The organism is Rhodanobacter sp. FW106-PBR-R2A-1-15 (assembly GCF_058789735.1).
On record NZ_JBYTEM010000009.1, the window covers coordinates 86308 to 108166 of the forward strand.

Consider the following 21859-nt stretch of genomic DNA (forward strand, 5'->3'; position numbering starts at 1 on the left):
GGGTCGCACGTGGCGATGTGATCGAGTCGCAGGGGCGCACCATCTCTGACCTGCAGGCCCAGGTGGATCAGGGGCTGGGTGAGTTGAATGCGCTTTACCCACAGCTGGAAGAGTTGCGGAACCTGTCGCAAGCGCGGCTCGCAGAACTGGTCAGCCTGCAGGACAACTTTGCAGCGATGGAGAAAGACAGGGTCGCATGTGGCGATGTGATCGAGTCGCAGGGGCGCACCATCTCTGACCTGCAGGCCCAGGTGGATCAGCGGCTGGGTGAGTTGAATGCGCTTTACCCACAGCTGGACGAGAGTGTGCGTGTGTTGCAAGATGTACGCCGCACGCTCGCTGAGCGTGATGCCCTTGTAGAATCTGCTCAACAACAGCTAGCTTTGCATGAGCGCGCTGCTGAGGCGGCAGCGATCGAGACGCAACGATTGCAGGATGCGCTGGTGAAAAGCGTGTTGGAAGTGGAGAATCTAAGGGATTCACTCGCGGAGCGAGAGCAAAGTTACCAACAGGATGTGGGTCGTCGTGAAGCCGAGATGCAGGCGCTTCGTGGGCGTTGGTGGTGGAAGCTAGGGAAGCTGATCAAGGCACTATGAGTCAGGCACATAACAAATCCGAAGCGAGCGTTCTCGTACTGACTACTGACCTTCCCTATTTCCCGGGAAAGATGGGTGTCGACCATTTCAATCTTCGGCATTTGGCAAAAAAGTATCGGGTCGGTGTGGTCGGTCCGTGTTATGACAGCTTTCCGAAGGACGGCGTTGCCAATCTGGAGTCGTTCCTGAGTGGTTCGTACTTCTGGCCGCGATCTGCGGCGCAGGTTCACCCGTTGTTGCCAGAAGAGCCGCGCGGGCGCCTCCGTTCCTGGGTGAGGCACTTGCCAGCGAGGCTCAGGTTATGGGTGTTTCGACGCTTGCTTGGTATCGAACATCAACCAGCTGATGCATTGGAAAAGCTGGCAATCCTGTCAAATTGCGCGCCGCAGTTATGGCAGGCACTGACCGACCGCAACTGGCAGTCGCTTGTCCTGATTCAGACGAATATCGAGCCTTGGCTGAACTACCTGCCGCCGATGGGTGGCAAGGTCGTGTATTTCCACGATGTTCGTGCCGATTATTTCAATCGGACCATAGCTTCGCCGCATCGCAGCGCCATTTCGCCGGCCGAGGTGCGTGCGATCCACCAACAAGAGCAGCGAATCACGGAGCGGGCTGACGTGGTCGGGTTCGTCTCTGCGCTGGATCACCAGCGCGCCGCGAAACTGTTCCGCATGCGCGCTGAGGGCGGTGTGGCTGCGATCTCGGTTGACACCAGCTATTACACTCCAGCACATACAGATTGGGTCCGTGATTCACGCCCGATCGTGTTGTTCACCGGTCATCTGGCACATCCGCCAAATGTGGACGCGGTGCTGCATTTCCTGAAGGAAATCTGGCCGCTGGTGCTGCAGCACGTGCCAAATGCCGTATTCCAGGCGGTCGGCATGGTGCCGGCGCCTGTATTGGTGGCCGCAATGGCAGATGCGCGGCAATGCGAGCTGCATGCGAACGTGCCTGATATCAGGCCCTACTTCTGGAATGCCAGTACGTATGTCGTACCGATGCGTTACGGTGGTGGCGTACGTCAGAAAATCTTCGAGGCCTGGTCGATGCGTGTGCCTGTCGTATGTACGACGATGGCAGCCGAGGGTACGGGTGCAGAGCACGGCGTGCAATGCTTCCTGGAGGATGCACCTGCTGATTTCGCCGAGCGTGTAGCCGTATTGCTGGATGGTGCAACAACGGTCGCGGCGCCCCTGGTTTCCATGGCCAAGGACTATGTCGAAGCGACCAACTCCATCACCGCCGCAGCGCCTAGCTTTCAACGGCTGGTCGAGATGGCCGTGGCAATCAAGCAGCGTAAACCGTTCAAGCTGTTGTTCGATTTACGCTGGATGGAGCTGGGTCATGCGGGCGGCATCGAGCAGGCAACCTATGAGCTGGTGTCCGCGATTGCCCAGATCGATCGACGCAACGGCTACCGGGTGATGGCTCCGCGTAGTGCCTGCTGTGAATGGAGTTTTCCGGACGAATTTGACATTCGAATGCATTACACGGATCACGCTGAACGCGAGACGGAAGCGATGCGGTCATTGTTGGTCAATGGCCTATCTGAAAGCTTAGGCATGTCGCCGATCCTAAACACCGCGATGCGCAACCTGGCGCAGTATCGTAAGCTTGACTTCGACTTGGTGCATTCGGTTGCGGGATATACGCATCCCGACCTGATGGGGTTTCCCAACATTCTTACCATCAACGATCTGCAGCACATCCACTACCCGGAATTCTTCACCTCGCAGCAATACGAGGAGCGCGAGCGCCTCTATCGCGAGTCCGCCAAGCGCGCCAGTCACATCATATGTATCTCGGAATTCACGCGCCAGGATGTGCATCGCCAGTACGGTATTCCACTGGAAAAGATGAGTACGGTGTGGATCGTGCCGAGCCGCAACGTGTGGCATGCGATTGCTCCTGACCAGCGCACGTCGATGCTGTCCCGAATTGGTCTGACCTCGCCATTTCTTTTTTATCCTGCGCATTGCTGGCCGCACAAGAACCATGCACGGTTGGTTGATGCCTTCAGTCGAGTACTGGACCGATTGCCGCGGGACATCAATCTTGTGATGACTGGGCGCGCGTTCCCGAGCGACCACCCAGCGGCGACAATGATTCGTGAGCGCGGACTCGAGTCGCGCATCTTGCATCTGGGTTACAGGTCACCGCTTGAGATTCGTGCGCTGTTCCAAGGTTGCATGTCGCTGGTGTTTCCATCGCTGTTCGAAGGCTACGGCATGCCTGTTGCCGAGGCGATCATCGCCGGCAAGCCGGTGCTCTGCTCGAATGCCACATCACTTCCCGAAATTGCAGGTGATGCAGCGCTAACGTTCGACCCGGCCGATGTCAACGCAATCGGCGAGGCGATGGTCGAGATCGCCACTCGCTCGGACTTGCGTGACGCACTCAGCAACGCTGCGATTCGTCGGCGCTATCTGTTCGCTGCCCGTCGCAGTGCAATCCAGACCCTGTCCATTTACAACCGCGTGTACCAGGAGCTCTACGGGGTGAACCCATGAACAATTTCCCCCCCATCTCGATCGTAGTGCCGTCGTACAACCAAGGTCAGTACCTGGGCGAGACCTTGCAGAGTCTGGTCAATCAGCAGTACCCCAAACTTCAGGTGATTATCCAGGACGGTGGCTCGACCGATGATTCGGTTGTCGTCGCCGAGGACTTCGTGAATCGCTATCCTGGAATTTTCCAGCTCTTCGTGGAGAAAGATGCTGGTCAAGCGGATGCACTGAACCGCGGGTTTGCACGTGCAACTGGCACCATTCTTGGCTTCCTGAATTCCGATGACACCCTATATCCCCGCATCCTGCATCGGGTTGCGGCCGAGATCGATCCAAGCCGTGATCGCTACGTGGTGATGGGCCGCAGCTTGTTTACCGGCGTGAATTCACGCTATGTAGGGGTCGAACATCCTGCCGAATACGTCTCGCACTTCGAGCATTTGGCGATCTGGAAGCGCGGTTACAACACCATTCCGCAGCCGTCGGTGTTCTGGCACAAAGCGGTGACCGAGCGAGTTGGGTGGCTGGACGTAAATGAACATCACGCACTTGATTACGACCTATTTTGCCGATTCAGTCGCCACTACCGGTTTCATCGCATCGACGAGCTTTTCAGTGACTACCGCATGCACGACGAGTCAAAGTCGGCACAGCGGACTGAGGCAGAGGTGCTCGAGCTGTCGATAGGCGTCAGCCGCAAACATTGGGGAAGTCGGTTGTCGCCATTGTATTGGCGACTGGCATTGTCCCACTGGACATACACACGACACTTCCATGATCACGCCCGACACCATGCACGCCGGGCCGAGGAAGCCTTCCGACAGCGGCACCTGGGCAAGGCAACGCAGGAATTTCTGCAGACTCTGCGCTATTCGCCGAAGATGGCTCGTGACCGATTGCTATATGGCTGGCTGGCTAGACGACGACTCAATGTGCTAGGTAGAGTGGTAGCGCGAGATACGTCTTTCCATGGACAGCATGCGGATGGATGGATTGGACCATCGTACACGACTCAGGTCCAAGTGCCGGCCAGCGCCGAACTTCTGGAGTACCAGCTGGAGCACGTGCCGCAGAAGGGGCACGACCATTTCGAGGTGCATCTGATTCTGGATGGGGCGGTTGTAGACCGCAAACTGCTCGATACGCCAGGACGGTTCACGCTCAAGGCGGACGTGAGTGCCTCGCAGGGGCGGATGATCAAAATCGAGATCAGCAGCGCGTCGCATTTTGTTCCGCGCGAAGTGTTGCAGGTAGAGGATGATCGCCAGCTGTCTATCAAAGTCAATAGTATTAAAGTGAATTAATTCACTCATATGGACTACAAATATGAAGCCCGAAGTCGTTCAGCAGGTGGGTTGGAAATATGGTGACATTAGTCCACCAGCCCAAGACAGGGTGGATATCGCACTTCGCAGACTGGGCGCGAGTGTCGAAGAGCTTGATGTGTCCAATTTGGAGACGGCATATCGTGCTTGGAGACACCTTCCAGAATATGACGGTGAATATGCGACTTATAATGGTGCGCTTGAGCATTGCTTACTTGAGAAAACATTGGAGCATTTCTTAAGTCTCATTTTAGTGAATCCAAAGAAAGGCATGACCGGAATGGATATAGGAAGTTGCCAGTCGGTCTTTCCTTCGCTGGTACGAAGAATATATGGCGCTAACCATTACGAGCAGGATTTGGAGTTTCCGAGTGGCGTCAATGGCAGTCGTATAGGAAGCAGTGCGGATCGAATTCCGCTGCCAGACGAGTCGCTAGATTTCATGACTTTGCATTGCACATTTGAGCATTTCGAAGGAAAGGTCGATACGTTATTTGTGGATGAGTGCGCACGCCTTTTAAGGCCTGGTGGCGTTTGTGTAATCCTTCCTCTTTATCTAAATGAATCGCATTGCAATATTACTGGTGAAATGGACTCGACACGACAGGGCGAGATCGGCTGGGACGAAGAGGCTTCGCATTATTGCCTGATTCCCGAGTGGAGGAATCGCTTTGGGCGCCATTATTCCCCATCTGCGTTTATGGAGCGTGTCTATAATCCGTCGATAAGGGTTGGATTAAATCCGCGCCTTATAAAAATAAAAAAATGGGAAGGCATTCACCCAGATTTATGGATAAGATGGATTTTAGTGCTAAGTCGTTAAATAGCGAAGGCATAGCATAAATTTATTTATGCTATGCCTTCGTTTTGAATCAGGACTGCGTGAAAGACTGCGTATACTCTCGAGTGAATGAGAACGATGGTTTGGGATTTCGTGTTTTGGCTGCCTTTGCGCATTGGCGCTGAGCCGCGATAACATTATTAACAAATGCTTCTGCGTATTTATTGATTCCAGACGGGCTACCATGTGAAAGTTAGTATAGTCACTCCATCGTTCAACCAAGGTCGATTTATCGAGAAAACGCTGCGCAGCGTAGCGACTCAACCAGATGTCGAGCTTGAACACATAGTCTATGATGGCGGTAGCTCGGACGAAACAATTGATGTCCTTGAAAAATTCTCTGCGGAATTGCGTTGGGTTTCAGAGAAGGACCGGGGGCAGGCGCATGGTGTTAATAAGGGTATCACAGCGTCAAGTGGCGAGATTATTGGGTGGTTGAATTCCGACGATATTTATTATCCAGGTACGCTCAAACGCGTTGTGGATTTCTTTGTGGCTAATCCAGATGTCGACGTGATGTACGGCATGGCTGATCATATAGATATAGATGATATGGCGTTTGAAGCCTATCCAACCGAGCCCTGGAACCCTGCGCGACTATCGGATACCTGTTTCATTTGCCAGCCGGCGCTTTTTTTTCGCCGTCGCGTGATCGCCTTACATGGATTGCTGGATGAGTCGTTGCAGTATTGCATGGATTACGAATATTGGTTGCGACTAGCTCATCATGGTGCGCGTTTCGCCTATCTCCCCGAGAAGCTGGCTGGATCGAGGCTATACTCCCAGAACAAGACGATGAGCAATCCGGTGGCTGTCCACAAGGAAATCAATGAGATGTTGCGACGTTATGGTCCAGTACCGGACGCGTGGTTGTTCAATTATGCGTACGTGCTGGTTCGATCGAAGATCGATGAAAGAGAGCGGCCGGTACGCTTCGCTAGAGAAGTGTCTCTGCGGGCCTTGCTCGCTTCGCTTCGCTGGAACAAATGCATCTCGAAAGCGTTGACACGCCGCCTGTTTCCTCGCCTGTATAACCTCTCCTAACCATCTCTACCCGCCAGGAGTATCAAGATGAAGATCTCAGCTGTTCGTTTCCTGTTGCTTACCTCAACCTGCGGCCTGCTTCTGTTGACTGGGTGCGGTGGTAAGCCGGAGGCAGGTGCTCCCAACGCAGGTTCATCCACGCCATCAGCATCAGCATCAACCGCAACTGCAGGCGCCATGGCAGCACCGCTGGTATCCGCTGACGCGGCAGCGCCCGCTTACGAGGCAACCCTTGAACAAGGTATTGATTTCAGCAAGACGGGATACCCGTCATTTTTGACCGACATGTCGGGTGTGTCGAACGCCGAGCCCTGGGGGCGTTGGGCTGACGTGAAGCTTGGAGCAGAGGTGAGGATCCGCTTCAAGCAGGCACTACCGCAGCAGTTCAAGTTGGCTCTCGATGTCAAGGATTTCTACGGCACAAACGCTGGCCAGAACATTGTGGTTCGTGTGGGCGAAAAGCAACAAGAGTTCATGTTTGACAGTGCAGACAAGTCCCAACATGTCGAACTGGCTTTCTCGGACGTTGGCGTGGCAAATACAATCGAGATCGTTGCACCCAAGCATGCGGAGCCGACCGCGACCGATAGCCGCTTGATGAGCCTGGGCCTGGTATCGTTGAAGATCATTCCGTAACAGTCGATGGCGACGGCGCATATCGCCGCCACAGTCTGTTCCCATGAGTGAGTGCCCGCCAGCAGCGCTGACGGGCACTTTCATAATGTTCGTGGATTGATACGAATAGTCATCGGTTGAGTTTCCAGCATAATGAGGTGGCGCTCGCTGGTTGAAGATATCAATTGATGATTCTATGGCTTGCGATCAGATCCACTCAATGACACGCGATACCGCTATCGCCATCGCCGCCTAATTGGTTTATCCGAAATGCTCTTCACAGACCCCTTATTTCTGTTCTATTTCTTACCGCTTTCGTTGGTCGCGTTGCGGATATGTTCATCCAGCCATCGATTTACCGCCGCTGCGCGTATTGCCATCATAGTGGCGACGCTGGTTTTCTATGCGTACGGAAACATCCTATGGCCATTGTTGTTTTTTTTCGTGGTCGGCGGAATTTATCTTTTTAATCTACCGATTCTGCTTGGAAAATCACCGGCCATGCGGTACGCGGGAGTCGTAGGTGCTGTTGTCTACGCGCTTGCCGCACTCGCGTTTTTCAAATATTTGAACTGGCTGGTCACGCTGTGGCCTGCGCTTTCGCCGCTGCATACCGCTTTACTGCCGTATTTTGGCGAACAGGGCAAGATAATATTGCCACCAGGCATTTCATTTTTTGTTTTTGAAGCATTGAGTTTTGCGATCGACGCATATCGTGGCCGCATTGAGCGCCCTGTACGCTTCCTGGATTACGTAACATTCTTGGCGATGTTCCCGCGATTCATCGCTGGGCCGATCGTCCGCTATACGGACATGTCCGTGCAGTTTAACCAATGGTCTGGTCAGCGAATCAGTAATGGGTTATCCGTGTTTGCGCTGGGCTTCGCTATCAAGAGTTTGTTCGCGGATCAGTTCGCAGTATTTGTACCCTATGCGTTTGGAGTCGAACGACCCGACTTATTACAGAGCTGGACAGGCGCTATGGCCTATACGTTCCAGCTGTATTTCGATTTTTGGGCCTACTCGTTGATGGCGACCGGCCTTGGCTTGTGCCTTGGTTTTGCTTTTCCCGACAACTTCAGGTCACCTTATCGAGCAGTCAGTCTCACCCAGTTCTGGCAGCGTTGGCACATCACCTTGTCGCAGTGGTTACGCGACTATTTGTATATAAGCCTCGGCGGTAACCGCTGCAAACCATGGCGGGTTTCGCTGAACTTGTTTCTGACAATGTTGATTGGTGGGCTTTGGCATGGTGCAAGTTTTACCTTCGTTGTCTGGGGCGCTTATCACGGCGCGCTGTTGGTGGTAGAACGCCGGATTGGGGAGGAACGACTGAGTTGCTTCCCAAACGTTATTCGCCAAATATTCACTTTCTTGCTGGTGCTGCTTGGATGGGTTTTCTTTCGCAGTGAGTCCTTTGCTCAGGCGGGCAAGATTATTGAAGGAATGATTGGGGTGAACGGGCTTGCCACGCAATTCAATCCAGCACTATTGCAGAAGCATTTCCCGGCAACGCTATTGATCTTGGTGGCTTGTCTTTTTTGGATTCGTATCGAGCCGCGTATCGTGGGGGATGGCCCGATCTCCAGCCGAGCTTTCTCCACAAAAGCGCAGTGGCTACTTTTCGCAATTTTCCTTGTTGCTCTTATTTTCTCACTTAGCAGCAACGAGATTCCTTTTCTTTATTTTCAATTCTGATATGAAACGAACTATCTCCCCTGTCACGATCGCGTATCTGGTCGTCTGCACACTATTTGCAGGAACTAATGCCGTAGTGGGTACCGGAGGTAATGTGCGATCACGACACTTTGTTGAGTTTCAGCGAAATCCCGCGCAAACAGTCGGTGGTTTGGTTCCAAACGGCTTGTGGCAGCCGGACTACGTGCAACTCAAGCGACATGTCAGCCTTCTTTCTTCGATAAAATTTCTGAGGGAGTTAGGCGACAGCGTCCGCCTCGCTTTGGGCCAGAGCCCAGATTGGGTATTTTGGGGGGGGCATGATACGAAAGCCCTATTCCTGACTGGTGAGCTATGGGTGTCGCGTGGTTTGGATTCGCGTATCGAAAATGAGGTAGAGCGCATAGCTACTGTCATTGGGAGGTACAACAATCAACTTGAACACGATGGCTGGAAACTCGTGATTGTGCCTGTGCCTACCAAATTGGGCATCCATCACGACTGGGCACGTTGGCCCGTGGGGGGCGCAGACCTGCTCAACCGTGACCCGGTAATGAGGGATCGCTCGGATGAGGTCTACCAAGCGTTTCGGAGCGCGCTTGATGGCCAGGGAGTAACTAGCGTGGACCTTCTAAAAGTCTATCGCGGCGCTCTTGCGCAGAATCCGGGTACGATTCTCTATCCTCCAAGTGAAAGTCATTGGAGTGGAGTGGGTATTCGCCTCGCAGCTGCAGCAACGGCACACGCAATATCCACCTCATCGCTGCTGAAGGAGCGAAGCCTCAATCATCCTACGTTCTATACAGATCCTCACATAGGTGATCTTGCAGAGGCCTTCGATCCACTTCCCTGGCTCACTACGCGGCTGCGATCAATCTGGGTGTACCGAGATCAATTGCTCGATGGTGAAGAGGGGCGCGGCTACCCCGAGTCGGTGAATCCAGCAGGTCTCGTTGTTGTGCTGGGAACCAGTTACACGGGCCAATATACCTGGATACCACGACCCGTCGGCTTTACTTGGCAACTTGGCCTTCATCTAGATAACGTTGAAATTCAGAATCGACCGATGGCAGGTCAGGGTTCCTTCAAATCCTTCGAGTATTTCTGGGGGCATCGCAAGGAGATCGCCGACGATTTCATTCGGCGGGAGGGGGGGGGCAAGGTGAAGGTAGTTGTTTGGGAGATGCCAATAAGAGATATCCCTAGCATCGGACAATCGGCATTGTCATGGACCCAGAAGGATGGCTGGCATTGACAGGGTGTTAGTTTCCAGCCATTTGGTGAGATTTGCTTTGGAATGACTTATTGCACGCTTTGTGCTCGTGGAAAGTTGGGATAAGGAAAGAGAAGAAATGCCTCAAATATCAACTCTAGGTAAGTTTTCTCAGAGCAGTCTGATCAGCATGCTCTTGCTAATGACAGCAATGGGCACATGTTTTGTCTACTTGCTTCTACGCAATTCCGGACTTTTCATATCTGTTCCGGATGAATGGGTGTATAGCGAATCTTCCCGTCTACAGCCGCTTAGTGTGGCTGGAGTTCCATCCTATCTTTATTTTTCATTGTTCAGACTAACTAATTACTGTGGCAGCGGATTCATTGACTGTGCCCGAGTGATCAATTGCTTATCATTTATTTGTGCAATGCCCTTCATTTATAGAGTGGCTCGATTGGTCGTTGCACGCGGCGTCGCGCTGTTGGTTACATTGCTGGCTATACTCGGACCAATTAGCACATATACCGCATACTTCATGCCGGAGTCACTCTACTTCCTATTTTTCTGGATTCTGTCTTGGTGCGCACTGTTGCGTATAGAGACGAAGCCTGTCTTTTATGGCGCTATACTTGGTTTTATCGTTGGGTTGATGGGGCTGGTCAAGGCTCATGCAATCTTCCTCGTGCCTGCGATTGCCGTGTTCACGGTCGCGCGCTACCTGCTTTCTAAAGTCAGTAGGCCGATGCTAAAGGCTGCAACCGCATTGGTGGCATTTATTGGCTTTGCGCTCATAGTTAGGCTTGGGCTCGGCTATTTTTTTGCAGGACGCGCTGGGCTTAGTTTGTTTGGGACGATTTATGGTTCGGTAACCCCTTCCGTGACTGACGTGGGACGTTACACACGCTTGATATCGCAGGCAGTGGTTAGCGTGGAAGGGCATGTCATGGCTATGACGTGCCTATTCGCCATGCCATTGGCGGCTCTGTTCTATTTCCGTGCGCGGACTCCCGGCCAAGAAGGAATCGATCAAAAGGTACGCGACATTAGACTGTACACTTTTTTAGTGCTAGCGAGCCTGCTGGCTGTAACTGCTATTTTTACGGCGAGCGTTGCCGGTTCGAATGCGTTAGAGACGGCCGCGCGATTACATATGCGCTATTACAGCTTCACCTTCCCCCTGTTGTTGATTATCGCTGCCGAACAGACAGGGCGTGCATCGGCCTCAGGTGCCTTCTACAGGACGATGCCGCCAGCGGTTGTCATCGGAGCATTATCGATTCTTGCGGGTATGACTCTTCTGCAGTCATATACACCTTGGATCGTGGATGGTGCCGAATTGAGAGGACTGACAACGAATCATGAGGTGTTCATTGGTATCTTGGCGGCTGGGTTGGTGTCTTTGATTGCTTGGGTATGTGATACCCGGTTAGGCGCAAGAATTTTTCTTTTCATCGTGACGCCACTATGTATCGCTTTTTCAGGCTATTACGCCAATGTCGAGTTGCGCCTCCGCATGGTTCCAGATGGCTATGCTGCAGCTGGCATTTTTGCCAAGCAATATGTTGGGCAGAATCCGGGGCCGATTGTCGTGGTGGGCAGCGACCATTCATCGTTGTATCGGACTCTATTTTATCTCGATAACGCAAAAGCCAGCAGTGTGGTGGTCCCGGAAGATGGGCAGATTACCGCGAGTAATATTCCTGCCGATGCAAAATGGCTATTGATTGTCGGCAACCAAATACTGCCAAAAGGTGCGAGGAAACAGCTCAGTTTGGGAGGTTTCGTGCTCGCGAAGGTGGGCGACGAGGATATCGAGGACATTGATTTTACGACTGGCTCCTGGCCTGGAATCGTTGCAAGGAAGCAGGGTCTGTCGAACCCCGAGCCATGGGGGACATGGTCGGATGGAGATCGAGTTGAGCTGGAATTCACGAAGCCGTTACCGAAAAAGTTCACGCTTGTCCTCAAGGGGCATACGATCGGTGACACCAGCCAACCATCAACGCTGGTGGTTGGCGAGGATCGTAGGGAGATTCGGTTGCCGTCCCCTAAAGAGCTGGTTTTCCCATTTCAGACGGATGGAAGTATCAAATCGATCAGCATAGAGATTCCCTGGGCCAGATCCATGCGTGAGCTTGGAGTTAGTCAAGACCCTCGCCGGTTGGGCATAGGCTTTGTGTCGATGCGGATCATCACAAAGGTTCAGGCCGAGACGCCATAGGTCTAGCGGATAACTCTGAATGCTTTTGCTCGAGGTTTGCGTGGCGGCCGCCATGTTAAACTTGCGCAGAGGCTTGCTCGGGAAATGTCGCAATCTGGGCACGCGCTAAGGCGCTCGTACTCCCTAGCCCAATGGATGGATCGATGAAGCGTGCTTTGATTACAGGCATTACAGGTCAAGATGGGTCACTTCTGGCTGAGTTCCTGCTTCAGAAGGGGTATCAGGTCATTGGTCTCGTCAGGCGAGAGAGTTGGTTCAGAAGCAACAACGCGAGTTATCTTGATGGGCGTATAGAAGTTGCGTTTGGTGACATGTCGGAGGGCGTCGATATAGCGGCTGCCGTGCACGACGCCCAGCCCGATGAGATTTACAATCTGGCATCACAGTCACGTCCAGGGGAATCTTGGGCCCGTGCTCCCGAGACGCTTCTGGTCAATGGATTGGGTGCTGTGCGATTGTTTGAGGCGGTGCGCCATCATCGGCCCGGATGCAAGGTGTACCACGCCTCATCGTCGGAAATGTATGGTCAAACGCTGGTCGCTCCGCAAAACGAAGAAACGCCATTCAACCCGGTCAATCCTTACGCGGCAGCGAAGGTCTATGCACACCAGATGGCCCGGATTTACCGAGAGAGCTATGGCCTGTTCATCGCCAGCGGCGTTCTGTTCAATCATGAAAGTGAGCGGCGCCCGCTGCATTTTCTGACGCAGAAGGTAGCTTACGGCGCGGCATGTGCAGCGTTAGGTATCGTCAATTCGCCTGCTACTAATGAGATGGGGCGACCAATTGTCGAACACGGGCGGTTAGCCTTGGGCAATCTTGATATTGCCCGCGACTGGGGCTATGCCGGTGATTTCATCCATGCCATGTGGTTGATGTTGCAACAGGAGAAAGCGAGCGATTTCGTCATTGGCACCGGCAAGTTGCACAGCTTACGGGACCTCTGCGAAGTCGCCTACCGTTCAGTCGGGTTGGATTGGCGTGACAGCGTAGTCAGTGATCCCGGGTTGGTGAGGCCGCTCGAATCTGGGCGGACACTCGCGGATCCGGCCAAAGCTCAACGTGAACTCGGCTGGGAACCTACAGTCAGTTTCGAGGACATGGTGCAAAAGATGGTAGTTGCACAGGTCAAGAACCTGCAGTTACCGAGCTAATTTCGTTCAATCAGATATTGCTAGGAATACAAATGAAAACAGCACTAATCACCGGCGTTACTGGGCAGGATGGAGCCTACTTGGCCGAGTTCCTTTTGAAAAAGGGGTATATCGTCCACGGGATTAAGCGCCGTAGTTCCCTGTTCAACACCGATCGTATCGATCATCTATACCAGGATCCACACGTCAGCAATCGTAACCTTGTCTTGCATTACGGAGACATGACCGACTCAAGCAGCCTGATCCGCATCATCCAGGAAGTGCAGCCGGACGAGATTTACAACCTCGCCGCGCAAAGTCACGTCAAGGTGTCATTTGAAGAGCCAGAATATACCGCTAACTCAGACGCGCTTGGCGCGTTACGCGTACTTGAGGCAATTCGCACGCTAGGCCTGGAGAAGAAGACTCGCTTCTATCAGGCATCCACCTCAGAGCTGTACGGTTTGGTGCAAGAAGTTCCGCAGAAGGAAACCACGCCGTTCTATCCGCGTAGCCCCTACGCGGTCGCCAAGCTCTACGCTTACTGGATCACAGTCAACTACCGTGAATCGTATGGCATGTACGCCTGTAATGGCATTCTTTTCAATCACGAGTCACCGATCCGTGGCGAGACGTTTGTCACCCGCAAGATCACCCGTGCGTTGGCGCGGATCAAGCTAGGTCTGCAAGACTGCTTGTATCTTGGCAATCTCGATTCGCTACGCGACTGGGGGCATGCCAAGGACTATGTTGAGATGCAATGGTTGATGTTGCAGCAGGAAGCTGCGGAGGACTTCGTTATTGCAACCGGCGTGCAGTTCAGCGTACGTGATTTTGTCAATTCGGCTGCAACTGAGCTAGGTATTAAGATTCGCTGGGAAGGTAGCGGCGTTGAAGAGAAAGGTTACAGCGCCGACGGCAAGTGCATTGTTGCGGTCGATAAGCGTTATTTCCGTCCGGCAGAGGTGGAAACCTTGCTCGGTGATGCCAGTAAGGCCAAGCAAAAGCTTGGCTGGTCGCCGAAGATTACGTTCCAAGAGTTGGTCTCCGAGATGGTGCGGGAGGACCTGAAGGCTGCCGAACGCGACGAATTGGTCAAAAGCCACGGTTACATCGCATTTAATCGCCACGAATAAGCATAGTCAAGAGTAGCCCATGCCTTTTGCCATCACCAAAGACTCCAAAATTTATATCGCTGGACATCGCGGCATGGTGGGTTCTGCCATCATGCGCCGGCTGCAATCAGCCGGCTATAGAAACTTGGTAATGCGGACACATACCGAACTCGATTTGATCGATCAGGGTGCAGTTCTGAAATTCATGCAGCGAGAAAAGCCTGACTACATCTTTCTGGCTGCGGCGAAGGTTGGCGGAATACTAGCAAATAACACATATCGCGCCGATTTCATCTATCAGAACCTCATGACGCAGGCGAATATCGTGCAAGCCGCTTACGCCGCAGGTGTGGGGCGTATGCTTTTCCTTGGGTCGAGTTGTATCTATCCTCGCGATTGTCCGCAGCCGATTAAGGAAGAGTTTCTGCTCACAGGCCCACTGGAGCAGACAAACGAGCCCTACGCAATTGCCAAGATCGCTGGTGTAAAACTGTGCGAAAGTTATAATCGTCAGTACGGTACTGCATATGTGTCAGCAATGCCTACCAATCTATATGGTCCGAATGATCATTACGATCTTAACAATAGCCATGTACTGCCGGCGTTGATACGAAAGGCGCATGAGGCAAAGCAGCGTGGTGATAAGCGTCTAATTGTATGGGGGAGTGGCAGGCCGAGACGTGAGTTTATGTACGTTGATGATATGGCTGATGCCTGTGTATTCCTGATGGAGAGTAACGTCCGCGATGGACTATTTAACGTCGGCGTGGGTACGGATGTCACGATCCGCGAATTGGCTGAGACGATTATGGATGTAGTGGGTTTTGAAGGTGATATTGAGTTTGACTCCAGCAAGCCAGATGGGACGCCTCAAAAATTGCTCTCGGTTGACCGTCTTCAAGTTCTTGGCTGGCGGGCACACACGAGCTTGCGAAAAGGAATTCAAATGGCATATGAGGATTATATTGGCACTAAATTGTGAATTCCATTTTGCGGATTGAATGCTTGTCCGTATCGAGCCATCAGATTGTGAGTTACTGTGCTCCAGTGTGGATTCTATCGGGGCGACAACTAGTCTGACTCAGTTGGGGGCGAGCGGGAGGCCCTCAAGAATTCCGTCAGTGATCTTTCTATTTCACTGAAGTCGACAAGATCTCTTTTTTCATACAGAAGCATCCCCTCATGCGGCCTTTCAGCTAGCCTAGAAGCGGATGCTTTCTGCAAAGCGTAACGCCGGCTGATCAAGATGCGAACGGCGGCAAAGGGAAATAGGGCTATCCATGTTTTCCATTGAGATGGATACGCCGCGGCTGTAAGGAGGTTATGGATGGCTTCTTTCCAGGAAACGCATATTGATTCGATGGCACCATTCTGTTCCAGTTCGCGCATGACATTGAACAGGAAGGGCGCGCGATAGGCGTTGTACAGCGAAAACTGCAGCGGGATCGGAGCGCCGCATGTTTCGGCCATTGATACGCATAGCGCGTAACAAGCATCGTGGTCCTGATGACCGCCTTCCCAGGCAGGACAATAGATCCCCTTCAGGACTCGATTTGCAGCGATGCGACGCAGACATTCGTGAGCCAGTTCAAGGTGAAGATAGAGTTTTCCGTCCGGGATCTCCTCCTGTGCGCCTACAAAGTGGATGTCGCTCAGTAACACACCAAGCTTAGTCAGCACAGCAGTGGATTCCTTCACGCGCGTCTGCACGGATTGCCCACCATAGGCGCCGTCTGTCAGATAAACGCAAACAACCTTGCGATGAAGAGCAACTTCGCGCCGGATGACTGGCAGGCAAAAAAATTCATCGTCGGGATGAGCAAGAACGAATAGCGCCGACGGTGCGTTTGGCTCAGTAGGCATCGAAGTCGATGAAGCTACAGACGATGTTCGATCGGTCCAGTGTTTCCGGTGCTTGCCGCAAGGGTTTGTAGATGAAGTTCAGTGGCGACTGGCGCAATTTCTGCGGGACATCTATAGAGAAGCGGAAGCGGTGCGCGCCATCGGGAAGCAACCCAAGGAACAGCGTGCCAGGTCGGAACCCGCGGCCTGATGAAACGCTGAGACCATCGAATGTCCCGTAGATGTTGGCCCAGGCAGAGATCATCGGTTTGTCGGTTACGGCTCTCACCTCAATGAAATTGTGTGACGCTGAGGTAACAGTGACCGGATTGGCAGGGTTTCGGCAGCGCCATTTGATACGCTCTGCGTCCCAAATACGGCGAAACTGGGCATTTCGCACCGCTTGGTCCCAGTCGATGGACGCCGCAGGGCCGATGCCAATGCGGGCCTCAAGAGGGCTGACTAAGGAAAATCCCAACTTCTTGGTGAAACCCGGCGTGCTGTTGGCGTTGGCGATGCCATAGACAGCCTGGTGACCAAGCTCGGCGCCACGCTCATAGGCGAGCGTCGCTAACTGTGTGAATAGCCCCTTTCCTTGGTAGTCCGGGTGCGTGGCGGTATTCAGAGACAATAGGCCAGTGCAGCCCTTTCCGTAGATGTCTAAGCGAACTGGAATGCAGGCGTAATGGGCTGCTAGGCGCTCACCGTGATACGCATCAAATCCGACGACTTCACCATCGGGATTATTGGCGTACAGCCAAGTGAGATACGAGGCATTCAAGTGGTAAGCGCTAGGGAAGCAGGCGCGAAACAAAGCCGCGTAGGCGTCCAGGTAGTGAGGTGCAGTCTGTATTTGGCGGAATTCGAACATCCTCAAACCTCCCTTTGCCTTTGTGGATGGTTGGCTCGGCGTGTCAGGTGCAAGGCTTGGCGTGGCATGTTGGCGAAGTCGAAGCTGAGGAAGGCAAGCAGCAACTGCAAGCCGGACAACACTGACAGCGCCGAGATCATGATAGTGCCGATGGGCGTGGAGATATCGTGGCGCACGGAATAACTCCAGTGATAGATACCGAACAATGTTCCGAAGACTAGAATGATTGTGCCAAACAGTAGCTCAAAAGACGCTATCGACATCCCACGAAGGAAGTAGTTGTAGAAGATCCGCTTGTTCATGTTGATAAAGTGCTTGCGCAGAAATTCCCCTAGGATATTGGATATCTTCAGGTTGCTCACTTCGTCCCCATAGATTGCGTCCATGGGCATATCCATGACTTTGGCGCGCACCGTGCCGAGGCGGAAAAGCATATCGGTTTCGAAAAAGTACCGTTTGCTGATTCGCTGTAGAGGAAGGGATTTCGCCGCCTCTCTGTGGATCGCCGTGTAACCGTTGGTGGGGTCGAATAGATCCCAATAGCCGGTCGAGAGCTTCGCCATGAACGACAGAACCGCGTTCCCAAAAATGCGCATTTTAGGCATGCGGCTAATGTTCTCGAGGTCATAGAACCGATTGCCCTTGGTGTAGTCGGCGTAGCCAAGCGCGATCGGCGTGACGAACGACTCGATAAGAGAGGGATCCATCTGGCCGTCGCCGTCAATTTTGACGAAGATGTCCATGCCTGCCTCGATGGCCGCCGCGTACCCGGTCATGACGGCGCCGCCCACTCCTTGGTTCTGTTCATGGAACAGAACCTGCACGCGCGGATCAATGCAGTGATCAAGCACATGGCGACCGCTACCGTCGGGGCAGGTGTCGTCGACTACAAAGATGCGCTCGACCTCGGGGCCTATCGAGGCGATGACATCTAGGATAAAGGAGCGGACTTTATACGTCGGAATGACGACGGCGATTTTAAGTTGTTGAATCATGGCGCCTCGCTTGCTGCCCCTTGGGCTCCATTTGCAGTGGATGGTGATAAATCCAATATTTTGAAATGACAAAGCCCATGGCAGCCAGCGCGGTATCAGCAAAAGGCTTGACGATCCAAGTCCATTTCAGACCATGGCTATGGCCGACCAAGAGCACGACCGCCGTACTTATAATGGTCATGATCGACCATGAAGTGGTAAAACGCAGAAGGTGTCGGAGGCCGAGCTTCGATGAGTTTCCCGAGAACGTCCATCGTCCATTGAGCCAAAAGCCCGCTAACGCCCCACAGATGCGCCCCGTGACGTTAGCAAGGCCGAGGGTGATACCAAGTTTACTGAGGCAAACAAAAGCGAGCCAATCGACACCGATCTGGCCAATACCGACGATGCCATAACTCAAAATTTGCCTGCCTAATGGCAGCCATTTGGACATCAGATATTTTCCTGTATGTTGCAGTCGCTTCGGTGAATGGAATTTGAGAGCGACGATGATTCACATCTGTCACCCAAGAGATGGGAGCCATACAGATCAAGTTACCGAATAATCGCCGCAGATGCCCCCCTTTTTATGCCGTCAAGAGTTTGGCGATTTCGCTTGAACGGCTTTCCATCAATGTGAAGTCCCCCCTCGACTCAACATTCAACCGCAAAAGCGGCTCCGTATTCGAGCTGCGCAGATTGAAGCGCCAATCGCCAAAGTCTGCACTTACACCATCGGTGTAGTCTAAGACAGGTTCTTCGCTGGCGTAATGAGTCAACACTCGGTCGATTGCGGCCTTGGCATCCGAAACCTTGAAATTGATCTCGCCGCTGCACGGAAATGCCTGCATCCGATCCTCAACCATTTCAGCGAGCGACAATGTAGTGGTCGAAATCAGGTCAGCAATCAGCAGCCAAGGGATCATGCCCGAATCGCAGTAGGCGAAATCACGAAAATAATGATGAGCACTCATTTCGCCACCATAGATGGCGTTTTCGGAGCGCATACGCTCCTTGATAAAAGCGTGGCCCGTCTTGCTCATTACTGGGATGCCGCCGGCTTCACGCACCATCTCCATCGTATTCCAGATCAGGCGCGGGTCGTGAATGACCTTTCCGCCGGGTGCTCTTGTCAACAAAGCCTTGGCCAACAGGCCTACCAGATAGTAGCCCTCGATGAATCTGCCATCAGCATCGAAGAAAAAGCAACGGTCGAAGTCACCATCCCAAGCTACGCCGAAGTCCGCTCTGTGCGCGCGCACCGCCTCAGCGGTGGCTGCGCGACACTCGGGCAGCAGCGGGTTGGGAATCCCGTTCGGGAAGTTGCCATCCGGTTCGTGCTGGATGCGGATGAACTGGATAGGCAGATGAGGAGCCAACTGATCCACCACCAAGCCGGCGCCGCCATTGCCGGCATTGACGACGATCTTCAATGGCTTCAGTCGTGCCAGATCGACGTACCCCAACAGATGGGTAATATAGGCAGACTTATCCCGCGCCACGCGGAATCCTGCGCTGGGCGGGGGAATCGGGCCATGGCTGTTCATAGCGATAAAATCGCGTATCGCTAACAACCCAGTGTCACCGCTGATCGGGCGCGAACCTTCCCGAACCAGTTTCATGCCGTTGTAGTCCATAGGATTGTGGCTGGCCGTGACCATGACACCACCGGCTGCACCGAGATGTGCAGTCTGGAAGTAAACCTCTTCGGTGCCGCCAAGGCCAATATCGATCACTTCGCGACCCGCGCCACGGAAGCCGTCGGCTAGCGCAGCTTGAAGTCCTGGACTACTCAATCTCACGTCTCGGCCCAGCACAACCGGGCCGGGCTCCAAAACGTGCGACATCGCCTGGCCGATCTGACGGGCCAATGCTTCATCGAGTTCTTCAGGAACCCGGCCGCGTATGTCGTATGCTTTGAAACAGGGGAACTGAGTCACGCAGGATTCCTGATCACTATTGGAAAGTCGAATTACAACGAATCGAGTCAGTTCGTAAGAAGGCTACGTAACTGATTTCGGCTGATTAGTGAATATTCTCAAAGCGCCTGCTCTAACTCCGGGATAATCTTGAACAGATCCCCTGCCAGGCCGAGGTCGGCGATCTCAAAGATCGGCGCCTCGGTGTCCTTGTTGATCGCCACGATGGTGCCGGCGTCCTTGATGCCGGTGAGGTGCTGGATGGCGCCGGAGATGCCGATGGCCATGTACAGCTCGGGGGCGATGATCTTGCCGGTCTGGCCGACTTGCAGGTCGCTGGGTACGTAGCCGGCATCCACCGCGGCACGTGAGGCGCCGACAGCGGCGCCGATCTTGTCGGCGAACTTGAAGATGATGTCGAAGTTTTCCTTCGACCCCACGCCGCGGCCGCCGGAGACGACCTTGCTGGCGCTCTGCAGGTCGGGGCGGTCGCTGGCGCCCTGCTTCAGTTCGACGAAGCGGGTGTGCGTGGGCAGCGCGGCGTCGATGGCCAGCGCTTCGACCGGCGCGCTGTTGGCGCCGGCGGCTGCAGCCGGCCACGAGGCCGAGCGGATCGTGGCTACGACGGTGTGGCCGGCGTCGGCATCGACCGTGATGATCGCGTTGCCGGCGTAGATCGGGCGCTTGAAGGTGTGTGCGGCTTCCACGCTCATCACGTCGCTGACCTGAGCTACGCCGAGCAGCGCGGCCACGCGCGGGGCGACGTCCTTGCCGAAGGTGGTGGAGGGCACGAACACGTGGCTGTAGCCGGCGGCGGCCGCCTTGGCGATTTGCGGCGCCAGCACGGCGGCCAGCGCATGCGCGTTCTCGGGCTGGGCGATGGTGAGCACGCGGCTCACGCCATCGATTTTTGCGGCCTCGGCGGCGATCGCGTCGACGCTGTCGGCCAGTACCAGCACGTCGATCGCTTCGCCTTTCACCGCGAGGGCGGCGCTCACGGCGCGCGCGGTGGAGGAGTTGAGTTTGCCGCCGAGGTGTTCGGCGATGACCAGGATCTTGCTCATGGTGTGATCTCTCTCTTGAGCCCCTCTCCCTGCGGGAGAGGGGTTGGGGTGAGGGTCCGGCGGTGCGTCAGTACTTCGCTTCGCCCGTACCCTCACCCGGCCTGCGGCCACCCTCTCCCGAAGGGAGAGGGAATGAATGACGTGGTTACAGCAGCCCCTTCTGCTTCAGCGCGGCGACCAGCTCGGCGGCGTCCTTCACCATCACGCCCTTGCTGCGCTTGGCTGGTGCGGCGTAGTGCGTGGTCTTCAGGTGGTCGTGCGTCTCGACGCCGAGTGAGCCGAACTCGATCGTGTCGATCGGCTTGGACTTCGCCTTCATGATGTCGGGCAGCTTGATGAAGCGTGGCTCGTTGAGGCGCAGGTCGGTGGTGATCACCGCCGGCAGCTCGGCCTCGATCACTTCCAGGCCGGCGTCGACCTCGCGCGTTACGGTGGCCTTGCCGTCGGCGATGTCGACCTTGCTGGCGAAGGTGGCCTGCGGGCGATCCCACAGCGCGGCCAGCATCTGGCCGGTCTGGTTGGCGTCGTCGTCGATCGCCTGCTTGCCCAGGATCACCAGGCCGGGCTGTTCTTTCTCGACCAGTTTGAGGAACACGCGGGCGGCGGTCAGCGGCTGCACGGCGTCGGCACTGACCACGTGGATGGCGCGGTTCGCGCCCATCGCGAGGCCGTTGCGCAGGTGCGCGGTGAGGTCGGCCGGACCGATGCCCACCACCACCACCTCGGTGGCTACGCCCTTCTCGCGCAGGCGCAGCGCCTCTTCCAGTGCGATGTCGTCGAACGGGTTGGCGGACAGCTTGACGCCGTCGGTGACCACACCACTACCGTCGGGCTTGACCTGGATGCGCACGTTGTAGTCCACGACGCGTTTGTAGCCGACCAGAATTTTCATC

General features: G+C 54.4%; 19 protein-coding genes. 12 read left to right on the forward strand and 7 right to left on the reverse strand.

Features of this window, described 5'->3' with window-relative positions; translation table 11 throughout:
• From AC3WTD_RS07140 to AC3WTD_RS07195, 12 genes are all read left to right on the forward strand, one after another.
• Positions 1-596 (forward strand): hypothetical protein (locus tag AC3WTD_RS07140; RefSeq protein WP_492613362.1); only part of this gene is annotated, 596 nt, incomplete at its 5' end.
• Complete coding sequence (locus AC3WTD_RS07145; protein ID WP_492613363.1) at positions 593-3112, forward strand: glycosyltransferase; 2520 nt, start codon at positions 593-595, stop codon at positions 3110-3112. The genes AC3WTD_RS07140 and AC3WTD_RS07145, both read left to right, overlap by 4 nt.
• Positions 3109-4413, forward strand: coding sequence for a glycosyltransferase family 2 protein (locus AC3WTD_RS07150; RefSeq protein ID WP_492613364.1), 1305 nt, complete (start codon positions 3109-3111; stop codon positions 4411-4413). Before AC3WTD_RS07145 ends, AC3WTD_RS07150 begins: the two co-directional genes overlap by 4 nt.
• 22 nt (positions 4414-4435) lie before the next feature.
• On the forward strand, positions 4436-5257 hold the full coding sequence (locus AC3WTD_RS07155) for a methyltransferase domain-containing protein (protein ID WP_492613365.1): 822 nt from the start codon (positions 4436-4438) through the stop codon (positions 5255-5257).
• Positions 5258-5461: 204 nt separating this feature from the next.
• Positions 5462-6319 carry a glycosyltransferase family 2 protein gene (locus AC3WTD_RS07160; protein WP_492613366.1) on the forward strand — a complete coding sequence of 286 codons (858 nt, stop codon included), beginning with the start codon at positions 5462-5464 and terminating at the stop codon, positions 6317-6319.
• Positions 6320-6346: 27 nt separating this feature from the next.
• A complete protein-coding gene (locus tag AC3WTD_RS07165) occupies positions 6347-6955 on the forward strand; it encodes a DUF7024 domain-containing protein (RefSeq protein ID WP_492613367.1) in 609 nt (202 codons plus the stop codon).
• Positions 6956-7204: 249 nt separating this feature from the next.
• Entirely contained in the window at positions 7205-8632 is a 1428-nt protein-coding gene (locus AC3WTD_RS07170) for an MBOAT family O-acyltransferase (protein ID WP_492613368.1), read from the forward strand.
• Between the two features lies 1 nt (position 8633).
• Positions 8634-9866, forward strand: coding sequence for an alginate O-acetyltransferase AlgX-related protein (locus AC3WTD_RS07175; RefSeq protein ID WP_492613369.1), 1233 nt, complete (start codon positions 8634-8636; stop codon positions 9864-9866).
• Positions 9867-9933: 67 nt separating this feature from the next.
• Positions 9934-12048 carry an ArnT family glycosyltransferase gene (locus tag AC3WTD_RS07180; RefSeq protein ID WP_492613370.1) on the forward strand — a complete coding sequence of 705 codons (2115 nt, stop codon included), beginning with the start codon at positions 9934-9936 and terminating at the stop codon, positions 12046-12048.
• A gap of 143 nt (positions 12049-12191) precedes the next feature.
• Entirely contained in the window at positions 12192-13202 is a 1011-nt protein-coding gene (locus AC3WTD_RS07185) for a GDP-mannose 4,6-dehydratase (RefSeq protein ID WP_492613371.1), read from the forward strand.
• Between the two features lie 32 nt (positions 13203-13234).
• Entirely contained in the window at positions 13235-14317 is a 1083-nt protein-coding gene (gene gmd / locus AC3WTD_RS07190) for a GDP-mannose 4,6-dehydratase (RefSeq protein WP_492613372.1), read from the forward strand.
• A gap of 19 nt (positions 14318-14336) precedes the next feature.
• Positions 14337-15278 (forward strand): GDP-L-fucose synthase family protein, encoded by a 942-nt coding sequence (locus AC3WTD_RS07195; RefSeq protein WP_492613373.1) that lies wholly within the window; start codon positions 14337-14339, stop codon positions 15276-15278.
• A gap of 89 nt (positions 15279-15367) precedes the next feature.
• On the opposite strand, the gene AC3WTD_RS07200 is transcribed toward AC3WTD_RS07195, so the two are convergent.
• The 7 genes from AC3WTD_RS07200 to AC3WTD_RS07230 form a co-directional block, all read right to left on the reverse strand.
• Positions 15368-16159, reverse strand: a complete 792-nt coding sequence (locus AC3WTD_RS07200; RefSeq protein WP_492613374.1) for a PIG-L deacetylase family protein — start codon at positions 16157-16159, stop codon at positions 15368-15370.
• Positions 16149-17009, reverse strand: coding sequence for a GNAT family N-acetyltransferase (locus tag AC3WTD_RS07205; RefSeq protein ID WP_492613375.1), 861 nt, complete (start codon positions 17007-17009; stop codon positions 16149-16151). Before AC3WTD_RS07205 ends, AC3WTD_RS07200 begins: the two co-directional genes overlap by 11 nt.
• 2 nt (positions 17010-17011) lie before the next feature.
• The gene (locus AC3WTD_RS07210) at positions 17012-18004 is read right to left on the reverse strand and encodes a glycosyltransferase family 2 protein (RefSeq protein ID WP_492613376.1); all 993 of its coding nucleotides are present in this window, start codon (positions 18002-18004) and stop codon (positions 17012-17014) included.
• A complete protein-coding gene (locus AC3WTD_RS07215) occupies positions 17988-18437 on the reverse strand; it encodes a GtrA family protein (protein ID WP_492613377.1) in 450 nt (149 codons plus the stop codon). The genes AC3WTD_RS07210 and AC3WTD_RS07215 overlap by 17 nt, the downstream gene beginning before the upstream one ends.
• A 133-nt stretch (positions 18438-18570) precedes the next feature.
• The gene (locus tag AC3WTD_RS07220; RefSeq protein WP_492613378.1) at positions 18571-19923 is read right to left on the reverse strand and encodes a phosphohexomutase domain-containing protein; all 1353 of its coding nucleotides are present in this window, start codon (positions 19921-19923) and stop codon (positions 18571-18573) included.
• A 98-nt stretch (positions 19924-20021) separates the two neighbouring features.
• Positions 20022-20966: an electron transfer flavoprotein subunit alpha/FixB family protein gene (locus AC3WTD_RS07225; RefSeq protein WP_492613379.1), complete on the reverse strand. Its 945-nt coding sequence runs from the start codon at positions 20964-20966 to the stop codon at positions 20022-20024.
• Positions 20967-21111: 145 nt separating this feature from the next.
• Complete coding sequence (locus AC3WTD_RS07230; RefSeq protein ID WP_492613380.1) at positions 21112-21858, reverse strand: electron transfer flavoprotein subunit beta/FixA family protein; 747 nt, start codon at positions 21856-21858, stop codon at positions 21112-21114.
• Position 21859 lies beyond the last annotated feature (1 nt).

Excerpts from the sequence above, each read along its gene's own strand:
- AC3WTD_RS07185 (WP_492613371.1), top strand. The coding sequence starts at position 12,192 with ATGAAGCGTGCTTTGATTACAGGCATTACAGGTCAAGATGGGTCACTT.
- AC3WTD_RS07225 (WP_492613379.1), bottom strand. The coding sequence starts at position 20,966 with ATGAGCAAGATCCTGGTCATCGCCGAACACCTCGGCGGCAAACTCAAC.
- gmd (WP_492613372.1), top strand. The coding sequence starts at position 13,235 with ATGAAAACAGCACTAATCACCGGCGTTACTGGGCAGGATGGAGCCTAC.
- AC3WTD_RS07210 (WP_492613376.1), bottom strand. The coding sequence starts at position 18,004 with ATGATTCAACAACTTAAAATCGCCGTCGTCATTCCGACGTATAAAGTC.
- AC3WTD_RS07230 (WP_492613380.1), bottom strand. The coding sequence starts at position 21,858 with ATGAAAATTCTGGTCGGCTACAAACGCGTCGTGGACTACAACGTGCGC.
- AC3WTD_RS07215 (WP_492613377.1), bottom strand. The coding sequence starts at position 18,437 with ATGTCCAAATGGCTGCCATTAGGCAGGCAAATTTTGAGTTATGGCATC.
- AC3WTD_RS07145 (WP_492613363.1), top strand. The coding sequence starts at position 593 with ATGAGTCAGGCACATAACAAATCCGAAGCGAGCGTTCTCGTACTGACT.
- AC3WTD_RS07165 (WP_492613367.1), top strand. The coding sequence starts at position 6,347 with ATGAAGATCTCAGCTGTTCGTTTCCTGTTGCTTACCTCAACCTGCGGC.
- AC3WTD_RS07150 (WP_492613364.1), top strand. The coding sequence starts at position 3,109 with ATGAACAATTTCCCCCCCATCTCGATCGTAGTGCCGTCGTACAACCAA.
- AC3WTD_RS07200 (WP_492613374.1), bottom strand. The coding sequence starts at position 16,159 with ATGCCTACTGAGCCAAACGCACCGTCGGCGCTATTCGTTCTTGCTCAT.
- AC3WTD_RS07195 (WP_492613373.1), top strand. The coding sequence starts at position 14,337 with ATGCCTTTTGCCATCACCAAAGACTCCAAAATTTATATCGCTGGACAT.
- AC3WTD_RS07175 (WP_492613369.1), top strand. The coding sequence starts at position 8,634 with ATGAAACGAACTATCTCCCCTGTCACGATCGCGTATCTGGTCGTCTGC.
- AC3WTD_RS07205 (WP_492613375.1), bottom strand. The coding sequence starts at position 17,009 with ATGTTCGAATTCCGCCAAATACAGACTGCACCTCACTACCTGGACGCC.
- AC3WTD_RS07155 (WP_492613365.1), top strand. The coding sequence starts at position 4,436 with ATGAAGCCCGAAGTCGTTCAGCAGGTGGGTTGGAAATATGGTGACATT.
- AC3WTD_RS07170 (WP_492613368.1), top strand. The coding sequence starts at position 7,205 with ATGCTCTTCACAGACCCCTTATTTCTGTTCTATTTCTTACCGCTTTCG.